The organism is Mycolicibacterium arcueilense (assembly GCF_058536225.1).
This window is the reverse complement of the sequence record NZ_JBZTYL010000005.1, coordinates 276,789-295,858: the sequence shown is the minus strand read 5'-3', so window position 1 is coordinate 295,858 and position 19,070 is coordinate 276,789. Positions and strand designations below refer to the sequence as shown.

The following is a 19,070-nucleotide window of genomic DNA, read 5'->3' as shown; positions in this document are numbered from 1 at the left end:
CAGGGCATGGACCCGTTGGTACATGCCCGTGCCGTGCAAGCCGTCATCTGGGGTATGCCCGCCGTCAACTTCGAACTGTTGCGTCAGGCGGCGGTCGGAGTCGGCGCGGGCGACAACCAGGTGGTGTTCTGGTCGAAACTGCTGGACTGGAAGAACCAGACGCTCACGCCCAACCCCGACACCCTGTACTTCTTCCCGTTCTACAACACGCAGGGCGGCCCGGTGGTACTGGAAATCCCACCCGCAGAGGGGGGTTCGATCACCGGATCGGTGGACAACGGCTGGCAGGAGGCGCTCGAAGACGTCGGACCCGCCGGGGTCGACAAGGGACAGGGCGGCAAGTACCTGATCCTGCCGCCCGGATTCGACGGCGAGATCCCCGACGGCTACATCGTGCTGCAGTCGGCGACCTACACGGGGTTCGGGGCGCTGCGCGCGAACATCGCGTCCAGCGCCGACGCCGACGTCGCCGCGGCTGCCGAATACGGCAAGCGCATCAAGTGCTACCCGCTGGCGCAGCCCGAACCGACCGCCTTCTTCGACGCATCGGGTGGGCTGTACGACAGCACGATTCCCTACGGGGTCCGCTTCTTCGAGCTGCTCGATCAGTTCGTGCAACGGGAGCCGTGGCTGCAGCGGGACCGGGTGATGATCTCGGTCCTCGCCTCGATCGGTATCGAGCAAGGCAAGCTCTTCGAACCGAACGCCGAGTTGAAGTCGGTGCTTGAAGCCGCGGCCGCCGAAGCGCACGACTGGCTCGACGCCAACTATCCGAAGTTCTTCACCCCGGCGTACTTCGAGGGGACCCACTGGGCTGTGCCCGCCTCACCCGAGGTGGTGCAGGGCATGCAGACCGGTTTCGCCGACCCGACCAGCTATCCCGTCGACGATCGCGGTCTGCTGTACTCGTTCATCTACTTCAGCGCCAAACACCTTGGCCAGGGCCAGTTCTACGTGATGACCATTGCCGACGCCGATGGCGAGGCCTTCGACGGCGCAGCCACCTACCGGCTGCGGGTGCCCGCCGATCCGCCGGTCTCGCTCTACTGGTCGGCGACGGTGTACGACCGCGCTACCCACGCGCTGATCCGCGACCTGCCGTACGGGAGCCGCTCCTCGCACCGACCCGACCTCGGCGTCAACCCGGACGGTTCCGTCGACGTGTATTTCGGCCCGGTCGCCCCAGAAGGCCGGGAAACAAACTGGATCCCTACAACCCCGGACGGCCAGTTCGAGGTGTTGTTCCGGTTCTACGGTCCGAAACCCGCGTTGTTCGACAAGACCTGGGCGCTTCCCGACATCGAGAAGCTGTAGCCGCTCCCGTGAACCGCCTGCGCTGGCTGGGGATCGCTGTGATCGTCGTCGCGGTGGGCGCCGGCATGCTGTGGCTGTTGTGGCCGCAACCACGGCCACCCATCGTCGCCGAAGCCACCGCAGGCCCGTACCTGGTGCGCTTGAAAGACGATCCGCCGAAAGTCGGGGTCGGCCCGCTGACCATCGAAATCCTCGGCAGCGCAGGCGAAACCCCGACCCCGGATTCAGTGCGGTTCGAACCACGCATGCCGCAGATCGGCCTGAGCGCGCCGGCCGTCGAGGCCACGCCCATAGGTAGAGACGATTACCGCGGCGTCATCGACCTGTCCACGCCCGGACGGTGGGACATCACGGTCCGCATCGGCGCAGGCGCACAGAGCTACGACGCCGTCCTGCGGGTCACCGCCACGCGATAGGCCAGGCGGCTCAGGCCAGGGAATCCACCCAGGCGCGGTGCAGCGCCGCATACGCCCCGTCGGCCCGGCCGATCAGATCCGCCGGTGCACCGTCCTCGATGATGCGACCATGCTCGAGTACCAGGACCCGATCGGCGATCTGCACCGTGGAGAGCCGGTGCGCGATCACCAGCGCGGTGCGGTCGGCCAGTACGGTTTCCAACGCGCGCTGCACCATTCGCTCGCTCGGGATGTCGAGTGAGGACGTCGCCTCGTCCAGGATCAGCACCGCCGGGTCGGCCAGAAACGCCCGGGCGAAGGCCACCAGCTGACGCTGCCCGGCCGAGAGCCGGCCACCACGCTTGGCGACATCGGTGTCATACCCTTCGGGCAGGGCGTCGATGAAGCGGTCCGCACCGACCGCCGCGGCCGCCTCCCGAACCTGCGCGTCGGTGGCCTCGGGCCGCCCGAACCGGATGTTGTCGGCGACCGTCCCGGAGAACATGAAGTTCTCCTGGGTGACCATCACGACATGGCGACGCAGGTCCGACTGGGCCAGCTCACGCAGGTCTACACCGTCGAGCGTCACCGACCCGGCCGTCGGGTCGTAGAACCGGGCGATCAACTTGGCGATGGTGGTCTTACCCGCGCCGGTGGTCCCCACCAGCGCCACGGTCTGCCCGGCAGGCACCGCGAGCTCAAGCCCGGGCAACACCGGCCGGCCGGACGCGTACTCGAACTGCACATCGTGAAAACCGATGTCGCCCTTGGGCTCCGGCAGGTCCACAGGCCGCGCCGGATCCGCGATGGCCGGCTGCTGCGCCAGCACCCCGGCCAGCTTCTCCAACGCCGAGGACGCCGACTGGAAGGTATTGAAGAACTGCGAGATCTCCTGCATCGGCTCGAAGAACATCCGCAGGTACAGGAGGAACGCGGTCAGCGTGCCGATGGTCATCTCACCGTGCAGCACCCGGTAGCCGCCGTAGAGCAGCACCACACCGGTGGTCAGGTTGCCGACGAGCTTGACCCCGGGCATGAAGACGGCCAGCAGCTTGAAGGTCTTCTCGTTGATGGCCCGGTACTCGTCGGCGACGTCGTCGAAGATCTCCTGGTTGCGCGGCTCGCGCCGATAGGCCTGCACGGCCTTGATACCCGTCATGGTCTCGACGAACTGCACGATCACCAGCGCCGCGCTCTCACGCACCAGCCGATAGGTCTTGCCCGACTCGTTGCGGAACCACCACACCAGGGCGACCAGGATCGGGAACGCCGCCAGGCACATCAGGCCAAGGCGCCAATCGAGGGCCACCAGCAGGACCGCGGTGCCGAACAGTGTCAGCACCGCGGTGATCAGGCTGTCGAAGCCCGTTTCCAGCATGTCCTGGATGGCCTCGACGTCGTTGGTGGACCGGCTGACCACCCGGCCCGACGTGTAGCGATCGTGGAACGCCACATCGAGCCTGCCGAAATGACGAAACACCCGGCGGCGCAACTCCAGCAGCACCCGCTGGCCGATCCGGCCGGAGCGCCGCAGGAAGAACATCCGGCTGACCGCCTGCACGATCACCACCACGCACAGAGTGCCGACGATGAGAATCAGCTCGCGGGCCGGGCCGCCCTCAAGGATCGGCGGGATGCCGCGGTCGATGCCGCGCTGCACCAGGATCGGAACCGAAAGCCGGGCAGCGTTTTCCACGATGACCACCAGGGCCAGCACTGCGACCGTCCAACGGTAGGGCCGCAGCAGTGACAGGAGGAGCTCACGGGCCTCACGGCGCCGGGGCACGCTTTCGTCGATCGGGAGGTTGGACGTGCCGGAGCTGCCGGCTTGATCATCGTCATCGGTGACCTGTCCGCGCCACTCGGTGGTCGTCATCGGCGCTGCACCTCCGCACCGAAACGTGGAGGCTCGCCCACTTCGTCGATGGCCGTGCGTTCATCGTGCCCGCGCTGCAACCGGCCCAACTCCTCCTCGTCCTCCCAGTCGCAGCTGCGCTCACATGCGTCGTCGAGCTGGTCATCTGCAGCCAGCAGGTAACGGTATTGCGGTACCTGCGCGAGCAATTGGGCGTGGGTGCCGATGTGGGTGATGGTGCCCTCCTGCAGCAGCGCCACCTTGTCGGCCAGCAGCACGGTCGATGCGCGGTGCGCGACGATGATGCCCGTCACCCCGCGCAGGACCCGGCCCAGCGCCTCGGTGACCACGGCCTCGGTGTGCACGTCCAGGGCCGACAATGTGTCGTCGAGCACCAGGATCTTGGGTGCGGCCAGGATGGCGCGGGCCAGCGAAAGACGTTGGCGCTGACCACCCGACAGGCTCATACCCTGCTCGCCGATCCGGGTGTCCAGGCCGAACGGCAGGTCGTAGACGAACTGCGCCGCCGCGATCTCGATGGCCTGCTCCATCTGCTCGTCGGTGGCATCTGCGCGGCCGAGCCCTAAGTTCTCGGCCACCGACATCGAGAACAGCGTCGGATCCTCGAAGGCCGTGGCCACCGTCTGCCGCAGCGCCTGCAGGCTCAGCTCGCGGATATCGCGGCCGTCGATCAGGATCTGACCTTCGGTCACGTCATAGAGCCGCGAGAACAACGCGGCCAGTACCGATTTGCCCGAGCCGGTCGCGCCGACGAGCGCCAATGTCTGCCCCGGCTCGACCACGGCATCGACATGGCGTAAGGCCCACTCGTCTTCGCTGTCAGGGAATCTGAACCCGACGTCACGCAGCTCCAGCCGGCCACCCCGCGGCGGCTGCGACACCGGGCCGTCGGCGATGTCCACCGGGGCATCGAAGATCTCGGCGATCCGGTTGGCCGCGGTGAACGACTCCTGCGTCATCGACAACAGAAAGCCGAGCGAGGCGATGGGCCACACCAACGACAGCATCATCGTGATGAACGCGACCAGGGTGCCCATGGTGACGTGGCCGTGGCCCGCCGCGTACGCACCGAAACCCAGCACCACGATCAGGGTGAGGTTGGGGATGACCTCCAGCAGCGTCCAGAACTTCGCCGACACCGTCACCCTCGCGAACTGGGTGTCGTACAACTGCGTGGCCTGCTCGTCGAACCGGTCGAACACGTAATCCTCACGGCCGAACGCCTTGACCACCCGCAGCCCGAGCGCGGCCTCCTCGACATGGGTCGCCACGTGGCCGGTCTGGTCCTGCGCCAGCCGCGACAACCGGGTGTACTCCCGCTCGAAATGCAGCACGGTCAGCGTGATCGGCACGATGGACACCAACACCACCACACCGAGCGGCCAGTACATGGCCAGCAGGATCGACGTGACGACCACGATCTGCAGGGCGTTGAGGATCAGGAACACCAGCCCGAAGGACAGGAACCGGCGGATCGTGGACAGGTCGTTCATCACCCGCGACAGCAGCTGCCCCGACTGCCAGCGGCCGTGGAAACTCATCGGCAGGATCTGCAGCCGGGCGTAGAGATCCTTGCGGATGTCGGCCTCGACGCCCATGGTCGCGCGGGCGACCATCCAGCGTCGGATGAACCACAGCACCGCCTCGGAGATGCCGACCGCGACAGCGGCCGAACCGAGCACCCACAACCCGTGCTGATCCTGGTGACGGACCGGACCGTCGATCACGGCCTTGGTCATCAGCGGAATCGCCACGGTGGCAGCCAGGCTGACCATCGCGGTCACGACCATCACGATCCAGCGGGCCCGGTACGGCAGCAGGTAAGGCAACAGCCGCCACAGATCTGAACTGGTCCGGATCCGCTTCGGAGATGGGGCGATCGCGGGTTGGCTCACTGAATCAATCTTCCCATCACGGGCAAACGAATAACCTCACGCCGCGGGAACCTCCTCGGAGAACTGCGTGTCGTACAGCTCGGCATACCGGCCGGCGCGGGCCAGCAGATCGCGGTGGGTGCCGCGTTCGACGATGCGCCCGTCCTCGATGACCAGGATGAGATCGGCAGCCCGGACCGTGGACAACCGGTGGGCGATGACGATGGACGTCCGCCCATCCAGCGCCTCGGCCAGTGCCTGCTGCACGGCGGCCTCCGAGGCCGAGTCCAGCGACGCCGTCGCCTCATCGAGCACCACCACCCGGGATCGTCCCAACAGCAGCCGCGCGATGGTCAACCGCTGCCGCTGCCCTCCGGACAGACGGTATCCGCGCTCACCGACAACCGTGTCCAGGCCGTCGGGCATCGCCGCGACCACGTCGTCGAGCCGGGCCCGGCGCAGCGCCTCCCAGATTTCGTCCTCGCCGGCGGACGGCGCGGCCAGCAGCAGGTTCGACCGGATCGACTCGTGGAACAGGTGCCCGTCCTGGGTCACCATGCCCACGGTGTCCCTGAGCGACGCGAACCTCACGTCGCGCACGTCGGTGCCGTTCAGCGTGATGGATCCGGAGTCGACGTCGTAGAGCCGGGCCAGCAGTGACGCGATGGTCGACTTGCCCGCGCCAGACGAACCGACCAGCGCCACCATCTGCCCGGGCTGCGCCGCGAACGAGATGCCGTGCAGCACCTCGTCCCCACCACGGTCGTCCAGGGCAGCCACCTCCTCCAGGGAGGCCAGCGACACCTTGTCGGCCGACGGATAAGAGAACCGGACGTCGTGGAATTCGATATCAACAGGTCCGGCCGGCACTCCAACAGCATCGGGTTTCTCGGCGATCAACGGCACCAGGTCGAGCACCTCGAAGACCCGCTCGAACGACACCAGCGCACTGGCGATCTCGACCCGCGCATTGGCCAGCGCGGTCAGCGGCGCATACAGCCGGGTCAGCAGCAGCGCCAGCGACACGACCGCACCGGCCTGCAGCTGCCCGCCGATCGCCAGCACCCCGCCCAGCCCGTAGACCAGGGCGAGCGCCAGCGCCGACATCAGGGTCAGCGAGTTCATGAACGTTGACTGCAGCATCGCCGTGCGCACCCCGATGTCGCGCACCCGGTCGGCGCGCACCGCGAACTCGTCGGACTCACGTTCGGGGCTGCCGAACAGCTTGACCAGGGTGGCGCCCGGGGCGGAGAACCGCTCGGTCATCTGGGTGTTCATCGTGGCGTTGTGGGTGGCCGCCTCACGGGACAGCCCGGCCATCCGGGTGCCGATCCGACGGGCGGGCAGCACGAACAACGGCAGCAGGGCCAACGACAACAGCGTGATCTGCCACGAGATGCTGAGCATCACCACCAGCGTCAGCGTCAGGGTGACCAGGTTCGCGACGATGCCCGAGAGCGTGTCGGAGAACGCGCGCTGCGCCCCGATCACGTCGTTGCCCAACCGGCTCACCAGGGCTCCGGTGCGGGTGCGGGTGAAGAACGCCACCGGCATCCGCTGCACATGGTCGAACACCGCGGTACGCAGATCCAGGATCAGACCCTCGCCGATGTTCGACGACAACCACCTGGTCAACAGGGCTACCGCGGCCTCGGCGACGGCGATCGCCGCGATCGTGCCGGCCAGCAGCACGACCGTGGACGCCGGTCCGCCCTGCGTGATCACGTCCACCACGCGGCCGGCCAACACCGGCGTCGTCACCGTCAGCAGCGCACTGACCACGCTGATCGCGACGAACCAGCCCAGCCTGCGGTGGTGGCGCGCAGCGAACCGCCAGATCCGGGACAACAACCTCCGGTCGGCCAGTGCGCGCAGGTCACCGTCGCGGGCATGCGTCTGCCGATACAGCGCCTGTCTGGCCACTGTTTCCATACTCATAGGCATCACCGTAAAACCTGAACAATTGTTGAGGTCAAAAACATCCCGGGGACTTCCCTGGGAGCCTGCGCGATCGGCCGTACTTCATCGGGCAAGATGGCGGGCATGGATAGCGCTACCGGTGGCACAGCTTCGCCCCGGGTCCTCGTCGTAGACGACGACCCCGACGTGCTCGCCTCGCTGGAACGCGGGCTGCGGCTGTCCGGGTTCACCGTATCGACGGCCGTGGACGGGGCCGAGGCGCTGCGCAGCGCCACCGAGACCCGACCCGACGCGATCGTGCTCGACATCAACATGCCCGTGCTCGACGGCGTGAGCGTGGTGACCGCACTGCGCGCGATGGACAACGACGTGCCCGTCTGTGTCCTGTCGGCCCGCAGCAGCGTCGACGACCGCGTCGCCGGCCTCGAAGCCGGCGCCGACGACTACCTGGTCAAACCGTTCGTGCTGCAAGAACTGGTCGCCCGGGTCAAGGCCCTGCTGCGCCGGCGCGGCGCCTCGGCCACCTTCTCGTCCGAGACCATCCAGGTCGGCCCGCTCGAGGTCGACATCCCGGGCCGGCGCGCCCGGGTCAACGGTGTGGACGTGGACCTGACCAAACGCGAGTTCGACCTGCTGGCCGTCCTGGCCGAGCACAAGACCGCGGTGCTGTCGCGGGCCCAGTTGCTGGAACTGGTCTGGGGCTACGACTTCGCGGCCGACACCAACGTCGTCGACGTGTTCATCGGCTACCTACGCCGCAAACTCGAAGCCGGGGGCGCGCCCCGGCTGCTGCACACCGTCCGCGGCGTCGGATTCGTGCTCAGGACGCAATAGCGACATGAGACCGCTGACCCGGATCTTCCGCCGCACCCCCTCGCTGCGGACCCGGGTCGCGTTCGCCACCGCCATCGGCGCGGCCATCGTCGTCGTCATCGTCGGAACCATCGTCTGGGTCGGCATCACCAACGACCGCAAGGAACGGCTGGACCGGCGTCTCGACGAGGCCGCCGGCTTCGCCATCCCGTTCCTGCCCCGCGGCCTCGGCGAGATCCCCCGCTCCCCCAGCGATCAGGACGCGGTCATCACCGTGCGCCAGGCCGGAAACGTCTCGTCGAACTCGAACGTGGTCCTGCCCGAGCTGCCCGACGGCTACGCCGACACCTACATCGACGGCGTGCGCTGGCGGGTCCGCACCGTGCAGATCCCCGCCCCCGGCCCCATGTGGGTGGCCGTCGGCGCGACCTACGACGCCACCATCGCCGACACCAACAACCTGCACCGCCGGGTGCTCATCATCTGTGTGTTCGCCGTCGGCGCCGCCACCGTGCTGGGCTGGGTGCTGGCCGCATTCGCGGTCCGACCGCTCAAACGGCTGGCCGAACAGACCCGCGAGATCGAGGCGAGCGACGAGGCCCCCGACGTCGAGGTCCGCGGCGCCAGCGAGGCCGTCGAGATCGCCGACGCCGTCAACGGCATGCTGCAACGCATCTGGAAGGAGCAAGACCGCACCAAGGCCGCGCTGACCTCGGCCCGCGACTTCGCCTCGGTGTCCGCCCACGAGCTGCGCACCCCGCTCACCGCGATGCGCACCAACCTGGAGGTCCTGTCGACCCTCGACCTGGCCGACGACCAGCGCAAGGAAGTGGTCAGCGACGTCATCCGCACCCAGTCACGGATCGAGGCCACCCTCGGCGCCCTGGAGCGGCTCGCGCAGGGCGAGCTGACCACCACCGACGATCACGTCACCGTCGATATCACCGAACTGCTCGACCGCGCCGCCCACGACGCCATGCGGGTCTATCCCGACCTCGAGGTGTCGCTGGCACCGTCGCCCACCGTCATCATCATCGGGCTGCCGACCGGGCTGCGGCTGGCCGTGGACAACGCGATCGCCAACGCCGTCAAGCACGGTGGCGCCACCCGGGTGCAGCTGTCGGCGGTGAGCTCACGGGAGGGCGTGGAGATCGCGGTCGACGACGACGGCGTCGGGGTGCCCGAGGAGGAACGCGAAATGGTGTTCGACCGCTTCTCCCGAGGGTCGACGGCATCGCGGTTGGGTTCCGGTCTCGGACTGGCGCTGGTGGCTCAACAGGCCGAATTACACGGCGGCACCGCCACTCTGGAATCGAGCCCACTGGGCGGGGCACGACTGTTGTTACGCCTGCCCGGCCCGCACTAGAAGGGGTTCCCAGACGCAGAATCGCCCGCCTCCGGTCGTGGAGGCGGGCGATCTGCGTTCGTGTTACTTCTTTTCGCGCTGGGACTTACCGCTGTCCCACCGGTTGAAGCCGGCCTTCTCGGCGGATTCCACGTCGGCGAACCAGATCTCGGCGATGGTCACCGAGTAGGACGGGCTCTCCGGCGAGTGATAGAGCATCGAATCCTCGTTGCCCTTGATCAGGTAGCCCGTGGGCGTTCCCGCACCCGAAACCCGGACCGAACCCGCGCCGTACGGGGTCGCCTCGACGACCTTGACGTCATCACCGGCCGCCGCGTCCTCATCGGCCTCGTGAGCGCCGCCACCGGAGGCGAACTTGGCCGCACCTGCCGCACCGGCTGCCGCCGCACCCGCCGCCGCGGCACCGGCGCTGGTGACCCTGGGCAGCTTCGTGGTGGGCTCGTCTCCCGAACCGACCTTGGGCAGCTTGGTCGTCGCGTCATCGGCGACAGCCGTTGCACCAGCGGCAGTTCCGCCGGTTGCCGCAGCCTTGGCAGCGGTGCCGCCACCGGTGGCCCCGGCTTCGGGACGCCGGCCGAGGGCGCCGTACACCGGTACCTCCCGCTTCACCCGACGCAGGGTCAGTGCCAGCGTCAATACCAGCCCGAGCACGAAGGCCAGGGCCATCAACCACCAGTTCACATCGCTCATCGTCGTGCTCCAATCTCACGCGAGCCGGGCAGTTCGGCGAACGCCTCTTCCTCACTGGTGGGCTTGACGGTCACCACTGAGATCAGCCAGGCCACCAGCGACCCCACCACGAACGCGAGCAGATACCACAACCACTGGATTACGAAGTCCATGTCGAATCTCCCTAATTGACCGTGATCTCGACACGGCGGTTCTGCGCCTTGCCTTCGGGGGTGTCATTACTGGCGATCGGATTCGCCGAACCCGCGCCGGACGACGTCACGTGATCGGCCGCCAGACCCTGCGAAACCAGATAATCGGCAACAGCTTTGGCGCGGTTGCCGCTCAGCGGGATGTTGATGGCGTCATTACCCGAGCTGTCGGTGTAGCCGGTGACAGCCACCTTCGCGCCTTCGCACGACTTGAGCTTGTCGGCCACCTGCGACAACAACTGCTGCGACGACGAGGCCACGACGAACCCGTCGGTGCTGAAGTTGATCGGGGTACGCAGCAGTGCACTCACATCGCCCTGCAGGACCGCGCAGGGTCCGGGCGTACCACCCTGAGTTCCCGGTGCACCCGGAGCTGCAGGCGCCGGAGGTGCTGGGGCGGCCGGCGCCGCGGCGACCTGAATGTTGTTGACGAGCTTGATGTTCGGCCATGCCGCCTTGGCGGCCGCCTCCACCGCGTCGCGCACCTGCGCCGACGGCGCGGTACCGGTCAGCGTCAACGTGTCACCGTCGACACTGAAATTGAAATCCGGAATGCCCTCGGCGGCGGCGTCGAACACCTTGCCCAGCGCCGCGACATCGGGGGTACTCACACCCGGACGCAGATTCAAGTTGTCGATCAGATTGACGTCCGCACCGAACTTTCCGCGGAGCCAATCCATCAGCGAGGCCTTGGCATTCGCATCGGGCAGATCACCGGTGAGGGTGAAGTCGTTGCCGTTACGGGCGATCGACAACGGTGCGAACGAAAGGTTGGGCAAATTGACGTTGGGCGCGTTCACGTCCGGGGCATTGACGTCCGGAGCCGTCATTGTCGCCGTGGGATTGACATCGGGAAGACTGAGATCGGAGTTCTTGTGTGAGCGATCGAGCCCGCCCCATCCGATCAGCCCCAGCAACAATGGAACTGCCGCCAGCGCCAGCAACCAACCCAATCCGGGTGGTCGCCGATATAACTTGGAGGCTGTTTGCCAGCCTGTGATTGTCCGAGATTCGTCCGAACCCGACATTTGGGCACTCCTGAAGTCGACGAACAGTTATCGATAACAACGAAACAGGTTGACGTTAGCAGCAAATGGAATTTGATGGTTAGGTTCGGCTAATACTGACCGAACCCACCGCGACGTCAGCGAGTGGCGAGCAGATCGATGACGAAGATCAGAGTCTTCCCCGAAAGCCGATGCCCTGATCCCGCCGGACCGTAGGCCTGGGCCGGCGGAATGACGAGCTGGCGACGACCGCCCACCCGCATCCCGGGAATTCCGTCCTGCCAGCCCTGAATTAGGCCCCGCAACGGAAACTCAATGGATTCGCCACGATTCCATGAGCTGTCGAACTCCTCACCGGAGTCGTATTCGACGCCCACATAGTGCACCTCGACAGTGCCACCGGGCACTGCCTCGGCGCCGTCGCCGACCACCAGATCCTTGATCACCAATTCGGTAGGGGCAGGTCCGTCCGGAAACTCGATCTCAGGTTTTGTACTCACCCGATCAACGGTAGTCGGGCAGACTGGTCGTGTGGCCAAAGATCAGGACATCCTCGCCGAAGTTCACCGGCTCGTTGCCGAAGAGCAGGAGCTCCGGTCGAAACTGCAGCGCCGGGAAATAGACGAATCCGAAGAGCAACAACGACTGAGATCGCTGGAAGTCGCCCTCGACCAGTGTTGGGACCTGCTGCGGCAGCGCCGCGCGCTCCGCGAGACCGGACAGGACCCCGGACTGGCCCACCCCCGTGGGGCCGACGAGGTCGAAGGTTACAAGGGCTGACCGGACGGGTATGACGTGACAGAAGGCACGTTGGACGCCGTCATCGTGGGCGGCGGGCACAACGGCTTGGTGGCTGCTGCCTACCTGGCTCGCGCCGGGCGCCGGGTACAGGTACTCGAACGCAGCGACCACGTGGGCGGGGCGGCGGTTTCGGCGCATGCCTTCGACGGCGTGGATGCGCGGCTGTCGCGGTACTCGTATCTGGTCAGCCTGCTGCCGCAGCGGATCATCACCGATCTGGGCGCCCGGATCCGGCTGTCACGGCGCCGATATTCCTCCTACACACCGGATCCGGTCACGGGCGGTGCCACCGGCCTGCTGATCGGCCCGCAGTCGACGTTCGACGCGATCGGTGCAGGCGACGACGCGGCCGGGTTCGGCGAGTTCTACCGCCGCTGCCGGCTGGTGACCGAGCGAATCTGGCCGACGCTGCTGCAGCCGCTGCGCACCCGGTCGCAGATGCGCGGGGATGTGCTCAGCGCACCGGACACCGAAAGCGCCGCCGCCTGGGAGTCGCTGATCGAACGGCCCATCGGCGAGGCGATCAGCGCCGCGGTATCGCATGATCTGGTGCGTGGAGTAATGGCCACCGACGCCCTGATCGGCACCTTCGCCGGCATCGACGATCCGTCGCTGATGCAGAACGTGTGCTTCCTCTACCACCTGATCGGCGGCGGCACCGGCGACTGGGATGTACCGGTCGGCGGGATGGGCGCGGTCACCGGGGCCCTGGCCGCCGCCGCGGCCGGACACGGTGCCGAAATCATCACCGGTGCAGACGTTTACGCGGTCACCCTGGATGGCGAGGTGTGCTACCGGCAGGGTGGATCAGCGCGACGCGTGCACGCCGAGCGGGTGCTGGCCAATGTCACTCCGACAGTGCTGGCCGAGCTGCTCGGCGAGCCGGTACCGGAAACCGCCCCGGGCGCGCAGGTGAAGGTCAACCTGATGCTGCGCCGGCTCCCCCGGCTCCGTGACGAACACGTCACGCCCGAGCAGGCATTCGGCGGTACGTTCCACATCAACGAGACCTTCAGCCAACTGGCCGGGGCCTATGCAACCGCCGCCACCGGACGCGTTCCCGACCCCCTGCCGTGCGAGATCTACTGCCATTCCCTGACCGATCCCAGCATCCTGTCCGAGGACCTGCGGGCCTCCGGTGCACACACGCTGACGGTCTTCGGCCTGCACACCCCGCACTCACTGACACTGAAAGATCCCGACCGGGCGCGGGATCGACTGACCTCGGCGGTGCTCAACTCGCTCAATTCGGTTCTGGCCGAACCGATCCAGGACGTCCTGATGGAGGACGCAGCCGGCCGGCTGTGCATCGAGGCCAAGACGACCGCCGACCTGGAACAGGCCCTGGGAATGACCGCGGGCAACATCTTCCACGGAGCGCTGCGCTGGCCTTTCGCCGAGGACGAGGCCCCGTTGGAGACGCCGGCGCAACGCTGGGGTGTGGACACGGGTCACGAGCGGATTCTGTTGTGCGGTTCGGGATCGGTGCGCGGCGGTGCAGTCTCGGGGATCGGCGGGCACAACGCCGCGATGGCAGTCCTCGAAGGCTGACGCACGCCAGTCGCGGCTACGACCCGCTGATCTTGCGCAGAATTGCCCGCACGGCTTCGAGGTCGTCGGCATCGAGCGCGGCCAGCGCGTCCGGCGCCGGGTCCTCGACGCGGTCGATGCGCGCCAGCAGCGCCCGCCCGGCCTCGGTCAACGAGACCAGCTTGGATCGCCGGTTGGCGGGGTCGATCTCACGCACGACGAGGCCGCGCTCCTCAAGATCGTTGACCGCGACCGTGGCAGCCGGGGCGTCGACGGTGGCGGCGTAGGCCAGCTGCTTGACGGTCAACGGTTGGCGCGCCAGCCGCTTCAGGACCCGCACGCGGCTGAACGGCAGGCCGGTCTGTTCGATCACCGCCCGCCTCCAGCGGTCGCGGTGATCGAACACCAACGCGGTCAGACCCCGCCACACCTCGTCGGCCAACTCTGCCTGCCGATCACCGGACATGACTCACCTCCGGGGCGTGGTGCTGACCGATCAGGGGCGCCAGCTTCTGCGCCGACCGCAGCGCCCACGGCGTGGTGGAGACGACGCCGAGGGCGAAGATCACCGACCCCAGTGCGGCACAGACGAACCACAGCGGGCGGGCAGCCGAGGCGAAATCCACCCCGGTGTCCGCCAGCGCCGCACCGGCCACCGAACCGCACAGCGCCACACCGACACTCACACCGACCTGACGGCTCGTGGAGGCCACCGCCGAGGCCGCACCGGCACGGTCCAACGGCATCCCGCTGACCGCTGTGGTGGTGATCGGCGCGTTGACCATCGAGAAGCCGATGCCGAACACCGCGAACATGACCAGCAGCTGCCATACCGGGGTGTCACCGGTCAGCCGGGTCAACAGGAGGGTCGCCAGGGTGATCGTGGCTCCGGCCACCAGCAGCGAGGGCCGGCTGCCGTACCGGCCGACCAGACGACCCGACAGCGGCGAGAAGATCAGCGCGCCGATGGCGACCGGCAGATAGATCAGGCCGGTGTGCATCGCGGAGTAGCCCCGGTCCGTCTGCAGGTACAGCGACATCATGAACAGGAACGCACCGTAGGCCGCGAACGCACAGACCGCGATCAGTGTGGCCGAGGCGAACGGCACGCTGCGGAAGAACCGCAGATCGATGAACGGGTCCCGGCGGCGCGACTCGTAGCGCAGGAACGCCACCAGCGCCAGTAACGCGATCGCGGCGACGGCCAGCGTGCGTGGGTCGGTCCAGCCGAACCCGGGCCCCTCGATGAGCACGAAGACGACGCCGAACAGGAACGCCACCCCGAGAGCCTGGCCGACCGGGTCGAGGTCCCGCATGGTCGCCGACTTCGACTCCGGCACGAAGATCGCGGTGAGCAGGACGGCCAGCGCGCAGATCGGCAGGTTGATCCAGAAGACCGCGCGCCAGTCGACGTACTGGATCAGCGCACCGCCCACGATCGGGCCGAGTGCCATCGAGATGCCGACCACCCCGCCCCAGACGCCGATGGCCCGGGCGCGCTCGACCCGGCCGGTGAACACCTGGGTGATGATCGACATCGCCACCGGGTTGAGCATCGAGCCGCCGATGGCCTGGAGGAAGCGAGCCGCGATGAGGGTTTCGATGTTGGGCGCGAGGCTGCACAACAGCGAGGCCACCGCGAAGATCGTCAGGCCCAGTTGGAATGTCCGCCTGCGGCCGAATCGGTCTCCGGTGGCGCCCGACAGCAACAGCAGTGAGGCCAGCACCAGCGTGTAGACGTCGACGATCCACTGCAGCTGCGACGGCGATGCGCCCAGATCGTCGCGGATGCTCGGGAGCGCGACGTTGACGATGGTGGCGTCCATCGACACGATCAGCAGGCTCAGGCAGCACGAGACGAGGATGATCGCCTTGCGCCGCGCGGTGAGCGATGCGACGGTTGTATTCACACAACCATTGTGAAACTACAACTATCTGTCAGGCAAATCGAAATCGTTCCACCGCGTCACAGCCGCCGATCCCACACTCGGAGATCCACCAGGCGAACGTCACGCTGACGATGATGAACGGCGTTGTACGGTACGAGAAATGAACGAACGGAACTCCCGCGTCGCCGACGCTGTGGCCGCCGCCGGAATCGAACCGGCCATCAGAATCCTCGACGCCGACGCCAAGACCGCCGCTGCTGCAGCCGAACAGCTGGGATGCGAAGTCGGGGCGATCGCCAACAGCCTGGTCTTCGAATGCGACGGCGAGCCGCTGCTGGTGATGGCCAGTGGTTCCGCCCGCGTCGACACCGACGTCGTCGCAAATCATCTCGGCGCCAACGACATCCACAAGGCCGACCCGAAGCTCGTCCGCAACGCAACCGGACAGGTCATCGGCGGGGTCGCGCCCGTCGGGCACCCCGAACCGCTGCGCACCGTCGTCGACCAGACACTGGAGTCCTACCCGGTCATCTGGACCGCGGCAGGCACCGCCGATTCGGTGATGCCGCTGACCTACGCACAACTACTGGCTCTCACCGGCGGCGTCGCGCTCGCGGTGCGCTGATCCGACATGGCAAAAGCCCGGGAGCAACGCCCCCGGGCTTTCGTCAGTTGATGTCAGCGCTTGTTGATGTCCAGGTAATTGCGCTCGGTGTAGCCGGTGTAGATCTGGCGCGGACGGCCGATCTTGTTGGGCTCCGAGTGCATCTCACGCCAGTGCGCGATCCAGCCCGGCAGCCGGCCCAGCGCGAACAGCACCGTGAACATGCGGGTCGGGAAGCCCATGGCCCGGTAGATCACGCCGGTGTAATAGTCGACGTTCGGGTAGAGCTTGCGCTCGATGAAGAAGTCATCGGTCAACGCGATCTCTTCGAGCTGCTTGGCGATGTCGAGCAGCTCATCGTCGCCGCCGAGCTTGCCCAGGATCTTGTCGGCCTGCTCCTTGACGATGCGGGCCCGCGGATCGTAGTTCTTGTAGACCCGGTGACCGAAGCCCATCAGCTTCACACCGTCTTCGCGGTTCTTGACCTTCTTGACGAAGGTCTGCACATCGTCGTCGCCGGTGCGGATCTTCTCCAGCATCTCCAGCACGGCCTGGTTGGCGCCACCGTGCAGCGGGCCCCACAGCGCGTTGATGCCACCGGAGATCGAGGTGAACAGGTTGGCCTGCGACGAGCCCACCAGGCGCACCGTCGAGGTCGAACAGTTCTGCTCGTGATCGGCGTGCAGGATCAACAGCATGTCCAGCGCCCGCACGATCTCGGGATCGACCTCATACGGCTCGGCCGGGAAGCCGAACGTCATCCGCAGGAAGTTCTCCACCAGGGTCAACGAGTTGTCCGGGTACAGGAACGGCTGCCCCTCGGACTTCTTGTAGGCATAGGCGGCGATGGTCGGCAACTTCGCCAGCAAGCGGATCGTCGACAGCTCGACCTGCTTCTTGTCCAGCGGATCCAGCGAATCCTGGTAGTAGGCGCTCAGCGCGTTCACCGCACTGGACAGCACCGGCATCGGATGCGCGTTGCGCGGGAAACCGTCGAAGAACCGCTTCAGATCCTCGTGCAGCAGGGTGTGCCGCTGAATCTGGGTGGTGAACGACTCCAGCTGCTCGGCCGTCGGCAACTCGCCGTAGATCAGCAGGTAGCTGACCTCGATGAACGTGGAGTTCTCGGCCAACTGCTCGATCGGGATACCCCGGTAGCGCAGGATTCCGGCATCACCATCGATGTAGGTGATCGCAGATTTGGTCGAAGCGGTGTTGACGAAGCCACCATCGAACGTGGTGTAGCCGGTCTTGGACAGCAACGGACCAAGCGCGATGCCGTCACTGCCCTCGGTGGCATGGACAATGTCCAGGTCAATCTCGCCACCGGGGTACTTGAGGGTGGCAAGCTCCTGCCCCCTCGACGGGTTTTCGGCCACGGGAATCCCTTCATCCTCGTTAGGAAGTCGTTGGGAACCAACTAACTGCTCTACAAAAGGTAGTCGCAATCGATCGGCGCTGCCCGCGGGGGGTTACCAACGGGTCACCACCAACTGCCCCGCGCCTCGTCACGGGCCTGGCCCGGACCGCCCCGATTTTCCTGAGATCCCAGCTCAGCGACCGTTCCAGATTGGCGCACCGACGCCCGTGGCCGCCCACTTATACTGCTCACGGCAACCCCGTGCGCGATACCGACGTGGTGCCGCACACAGGCAAGGAGGGGGCCGTGGCCGATTGGTCCGGGGGCCAGTTCGGCGTCGGCGGGCAGTCGCCCACGCCAGGTTGGCCGACGACGAATCCCAGTTTTTCGTCCGCTCCGCCGCCCCATTTCCCCGACTACCCGCTGGCGACACCGCCACCGGTCTTCGGTGCACCGCCAGGGGCTCCCCCGCCCAAACGCCGCAAAGGCATGGTCATCGGACTGGTGGTAGCTGCGGTGGTGACGGTGCTCGCGGTACTGGCGGCGCTGACCGTCGTGATCACCCGGTCGGATTCGGGCGGCAGCGGCGCAGGTGGCGAAAGCGCGCAAGCCGCGGTGGTGGCATACCTGGAAGCACTGGCCCGCGGTGATGCGGCCACCGCCCTGTCGTACAGCAAGTCCCAGCCGGTATCCGCAGACCTGCTGACCGACGAGATCCTCGGTCGCCAGATCGCGAAGTGGCCGATCACCGACATCCGCGTCCTCGACACCACCGACAACAGCGTCGTATCCCAGGTGCATGTCACGGCAAAGTTCGGCAACGAGGTCTCCGAGACCAGGCTGCTGGTGGAGAAGCACGGCGGCTGGAAGCTCACGAACGCGTTCATCAAGATCGACAAGACCCAGATCGGGCAGAAGGACGCCGAGACCCTCACGGTGTTTGGCCAACCCGTCGACCAACCCCGCTACGTGTTTCCCGGCTTTGTCGACGTCGGCAGCAGCAGCCCGTACCTCAGCGTCACCTCGAAACCGATGCTGCTGCAGGAATTGGCCGCCGGAGTGTCAATCATGTCGATGAGTTTCAAGCTCAGCGACGCCGGCGAGCAGGCGATCCGCGCCGCGATACCGGACTCGTTCTCACCGTGCACCAGTTCCAACCTGATCAGGCCGCCGGGCTGTCCCGTCCGGATCACGGCGACGAACTACGTTGACGGCACAGCCACCTGGGGCCCGATCGAAGGCGCCGACACGTTCAAGATAATTCCGCTGACCAGTGCGATGACGGCCTCGCTGATCGGCACCCTCACCGCGACCATCACCCTTCAGAACATCAACGGAGCCATGGTGCCGAACACCGTGACGGTTCCGACATCCGGGACCGCGGACCTGTCGACAAGCCCACCCAAGCTGACCTGGAACTAAAGACCTGAACGAGCGCGG

The 19,070-nt window shown here is 66.8% G+C and carries 18 protein-coding genes; 8 read left to right on the top strand and 10 right to left on the bottom strand.

Annotated elements, in window-relative coordinates; all coding sequences use genetic code 11:
* The first annotated feature begins 6 nt into the window (after positions 1-6).
* Positions 7-1,314 carry a DUF1254 domain-containing protein gene (locus tag AC4LGL_RS02455; RefSeq protein WP_491837456.1) on the top strand — a complete coding sequence of 436 codons (1,308 nt, stop codon included), beginning with the start codon at positions 7-9 and terminating at the stop codon, positions 1,312-1,314.
* Positions 1,315-1,322: 8 nt separating this feature from the next.
* Complete coding sequence (locus AC4LGL_RS02450) at positions 1,323-1,730, top strand: FixH family protein (protein WP_491837455.1); 408 nt, start codon at positions 1,323-1,325, stop codon at positions 1,728-1,730.
* A gap of 10 nt (positions 1,731-1,740) precedes the next feature.
* Here the strand turns inward: AC4LGL_RS02450 and AC4LGL_RS02445 are convergent, their stop codons facing one another.
* The 3 genes from AC4LGL_RS02445 to AC4LGL_RS02435 are packed head-to-tail and all read right to left on the bottom strand — an operon-like array spanning position 1,741 to position 7,397.
* Positions 1,741-3,585 carry an ABC transporter ATP-binding protein gene (locus tag AC4LGL_RS02445; protein ID WP_491837454.1) on the bottom strand — a complete coding sequence of 615 codons (1,845 nt, stop codon included), beginning with the start codon at positions 3,583-3,585 and terminating at the stop codon, positions 1,741-1,743.
* Entirely contained in the window at positions 3,582-5,480 is a 1,899-nt protein-coding gene (locus AC4LGL_RS02440) for an ABC transporter ATP-binding protein (RefSeq protein ID WP_491837453.1), read from the bottom strand. Before AC4LGL_RS02440 ends, AC4LGL_RS02445 begins: the two co-directional genes overlap by 4 nt.
* 36 nt (positions 5,481-5,516) lie before the next feature.
* Positions 5,517-7,397 (bottom strand): ABC transporter ATP-binding protein, encoded by a 1,881-nt coding sequence (locus AC4LGL_RS02435; protein ID WP_491837452.1) that lies wholly within the window; start codon positions 7,395-7,397, stop codon positions 5,517-5,519.
* Between the two features lie 96 nt (positions 7,398-7,493).
* Here AC4LGL_RS02435 and prrA point away from each other — a divergent pair, with 96 nt between their 5' ends.
* A complete protein-coding gene (gene prrA, locus AC4LGL_RS02430) occupies positions 7,494-8,213 on the top strand; it encodes a two-component system response regulator PrrA (protein ID WP_082449097.1) in 720 nt (239 codons plus the stop codon).
* Between the two features lie 4 nt (positions 8,214-8,217).
* On the top strand, positions 8,218-9,558 hold the full coding sequence (locus AC4LGL_RS02425) for a sensor histidine kinase (RefSeq protein WP_064958987.1): 1,341 nt from the start codon (positions 8,218-8,220) through the stop codon (positions 9,556-9,558).
* A 63-nt stretch (positions 9,559-9,621) separates the two neighbouring features.
* Here the strand turns inward: AC4LGL_RS02425 and arfC are convergent, their stop codons facing one another.
* From arfC to AC4LGL_RS02405, 4 genes are all read right to left on the bottom strand, one after another.
* The gene (gene arfC / locus AC4LGL_RS02420) at positions 9,622-10,248 is read right to left on the bottom strand and encodes a channel accessory protein ArfC, sunset domain variant (RefSeq protein WP_491837451.1); all 627 of its coding nucleotides are present in this window, start codon (positions 10,246-10,248) and stop codon (positions 9,622-9,624) included.
* The gene (gene arfB / locus AC4LGL_RS02415; RefSeq protein ID WP_029110268.1) at positions 10,245-10,400 is read right to left on the bottom strand and encodes a channel accessory protein ArfB; all 156 of its coding nucleotides are present in this window, start codon (positions 10,398-10,400) and stop codon (positions 10,245-10,247) included. The genes arfC and arfB overlap by 4 nt, the downstream gene beginning before the upstream one ends.
* Positions 10,401-10,411: 11 nt before the next feature.
* A complete protein-coding gene (gene arfA / locus AC4LGL_RS02410) occupies positions 10,412-11,467 on the bottom strand; it encodes a channel-forming protein ArfA/OmpATb (RefSeq protein WP_491837450.1) in 1,056 nt (351 codons plus the stop codon).
* Positions 11,468-11,583: 116 nt separating this feature from the next.
* Positions 11,584-11,946: an FKBP-type peptidyl-prolyl cis-trans isomerase gene (locus AC4LGL_RS02405; RefSeq protein WP_055117450.1), complete on the bottom strand. Its 363-nt coding sequence runs from the start codon at positions 11,944-11,946 to the stop codon at positions 11,584-11,586.
* A 31-nt stretch (positions 11,947-11,977) separates the two neighbouring features.
* Between AC4LGL_RS02405 and AC4LGL_RS02400 the strand changes: the two genes are divergently transcribed.
* A complete protein-coding gene (locus AC4LGL_RS02400; RefSeq protein WP_064936130.1) occupies positions 11,978-12,226 on the top strand; it encodes a DUF2630 family protein in 249 nt (82 codons plus the stop codon).
* Positions 12,227-12,241: 15 nt separating this feature from the next.
* Positions 12,242-13,798 carry a phytoene desaturase family protein gene (locus AC4LGL_RS02395; protein ID WP_491837449.1) on the top strand — a complete coding sequence of 519 codons (1,557 nt, stop codon included), beginning with the start codon at positions 12,242-12,244 and terminating at the stop codon, positions 13,796-13,798.
* A gap of 16 nt (positions 13,799-13,814) precedes the next feature.
* Here AC4LGL_RS02395 and AC4LGL_RS02390 read toward each other — a convergent pair whose 3' ends face one another.
* Both AC4LGL_RS02390 and AC4LGL_RS02385 read right to left on the bottom strand, forming a co-directional pair.
* Entirely contained in the window at positions 13,815-14,243 is a 429-nt protein-coding gene (locus tag AC4LGL_RS02390) for a MarR family winged helix-turn-helix transcriptional regulator (RefSeq protein WP_491837448.1), read from the bottom strand.
* On the bottom strand, positions 14,233-15,687 hold the full coding sequence (locus tag AC4LGL_RS02385; protein WP_491837447.1) for an MFS transporter: 1,455 nt from the start codon (positions 15,685-15,687) through the stop codon (positions 14,233-14,235). Before AC4LGL_RS02385 ends, AC4LGL_RS02390 begins: the two co-directional genes overlap by 11 nt.
* A gap of 139 nt (positions 15,688-15,826) precedes the next feature.
* Here AC4LGL_RS02385 and AC4LGL_RS02380 point away from each other — a divergent pair, with 139 nt between their 5' ends.
* On the top strand, positions 15,827-16,291 hold the full coding sequence (locus tag AC4LGL_RS02380; protein ID WP_491837446.1) for a YbaK/EbsC family protein: 465 nt from the start codon (positions 15,827-15,829) through the stop codon (positions 16,289-16,291).
* A gap of 53 nt (positions 16,292-16,344) precedes the next feature.
* On the opposite strand, the gene AC4LGL_RS02375 is transcribed toward AC4LGL_RS02380, so the two are convergent.
* Positions 16,345-17,649 (bottom strand): citrate synthase, encoded by a 1,305-nt coding sequence (locus AC4LGL_RS02375; RefSeq protein WP_491837445.1) that lies wholly within the window; start codon positions 17,647-17,649, stop codon positions 16,345-16,347.
* Positions 17,650-17,936: 287 nt separating this feature from the next.
* Here AC4LGL_RS02375 and AC4LGL_RS02370 point away from each other — a divergent pair, with 287 nt between their 5' ends.
* Positions 17,937-19,052 (top strand): hypothetical protein, encoded by a 1,116-nt coding sequence (locus AC4LGL_RS02370; protein WP_491837444.1) that lies wholly within the window; start codon positions 17,937-17,939, stop codon positions 19,050-19,052.
* The last annotated feature ends 18 nt before the right edge of the window (positions 19,053-19,070 follow it).